2 protein-coding genes are annotated in these 1,535 nt (G+C 42.9%); both read left to right on the top strand.

Annotated elements, in window-relative coordinates; translation table 11 throughout:
- Nucleotides 1-144 precede the first annotated feature (144 nt).
- A complete protein-coding gene (locus tag WBA23_RS13795; protein ID WP_424582860.1) occupies nt 145-1,200 on the top strand; it encodes a hypothetical protein in 1,056 nt (351 codons plus the stop codon).
- Nucleotides 1,193-1,535: hypothetical protein (locus WBA23_RS13790; protein WP_424582859.1), on the top strand; the 343-nt coding region annotated here is incomplete at its 3' end. The genes WBA23_RS13795 and WBA23_RS13790, both read left to right, overlap by 8 nt.

Below are 1,535 nucleotides of genomic sequence, written 5' to 3'. Positions count from 1 at the left end.
CTCACGTACTTGAGAACGGAAAAAATACGATTACTACTCTAAAAACCCCACTCTTTCAAGGGCAGATGGTTCACGGTATGGAAGTACAATGGCCAGGAATTATGGTAAAAATTCGCTACGATCTACTTTAGAAGTAAAGCATTTATGAAAAATAGTTTCTTGATAAAAATTGTAGGTTGGGTAGTTCTCAGTTTGCTGGTTACCCTACTGGTACAGCAGAAGCCATTAGTAGCATCTGTATTAAAAATCCATGTATGGTACGGAACTAATCAATCTTTTGGTCAGCCTGGTTTAGCGCAGCGATGGGTTAACGTACTAGGTAATGTACAGCCAGATACTATCATTCAAACCTATTCTCTTAACGGAGGTTCACCTCACGTACTTTCCACGGGTGAAGATGGCAGAAGACTGGCGCTTGATGGTGATTTCAATATTGATATTCATGAAGATTCGCTGCGGGAAGGTAGTAACGTATTACGTATTACTGCCGTAGATTCCGCCGGAAGACAAGTAGATGAAACAGTCAATATTCAGTTTACAAGGGCAAATCAATGGTCACTTCCTTACGCAGTTAATTGGGATACTGTTGAAAATATCTCGGATGTTGTACAAATTGTTGATGGAAAGTGGAAGCTTGTTGAAGGAGGGGTACGAACCAAAGAGCCATACTACGATCGGGTGCTAGCATTTGGCGATACTTCATGGCACAACTATGAGGTATCTACGTCAGTAATTTTCCACAATTTTACATTGCCCCGCCCTGGCCCACCTACATTTAATGTAAGCCATGCTGCTATCGCCACTCGTTGGCCGGGACATGATTTCGATGGCAAACAGCCTCACGCAAAGTGGTTTCCATTGGGTGCTACGGCAGAGTTTCGCTTAACAGATAATCTAGATAGCTGCCGATGGCGGGTTTTTGATGGGGAGCATTTGTACGTTGAAGATGCTAATAAAATAAGAAGCATTGAGCTCGAAGAAAAGTATCATATGAAGCATCGAGTGCTCACCATTCACGATTCGCTTACTCGTTATCAGGTAAAACTATGGCAAGATGGAACAAAAGAACCTGACAACTGGGATCTGGTAGCCGAAGAGTTTACTCCTGATAATATTTCATCAGGAAGCGCGCTACTTTTGGCACATAATACCGATGTCACCTTTGGATCATTTTCAGTTATTGCTATTGACGATGAATAAAACTTCCTTCTTAATTACCTTATTCTTCGCTATAGGTATTTGTCTAAGTAGTTGTACCTCAGTTAGTATTGAAGAGGCAATGTATGAAGATCGTACGCACTTTGTAGTAAAAACTACTTCGGCTACCTACTGGTACGATCAGGCCGGGGGAGGACTTTCCCGCTTAATTGATTCGGAAGGAAACGATTGGGTTAACTTTAAGAAAGATCCGCTGAACGAATATCCAGCTTCAGCCGCCGCAGGGTTCCGGGGGATACCCAACTTTGTATTTCAGTCTGATGATAGTGGAGCCGGACATCCGGGGTTTGACCAGTGCAGGAGCGAAGTTGTAGGCT

This window comes from Tunicatimonas sp., assembly GCF_049647865.1.
GTDB lineage: Bacteria > Bacteroidota > Bacteroidia > Cytophagales > Cyclobacteriaceae > Tunicatimonas.
This window is presented reverse-complemented; position numbering and strand designations above follow the sequence as displayed.

What these genes read in the sequence shown, in the direction of transcription:
- WBA23_RS13795 (WP_424582860.1), top strand. Translation starts at nt 145, where the DNA reads ATGAAAAATAGTTTCTTGATAAAAATTGTAGGTTGGGTAGTTCTCAGT.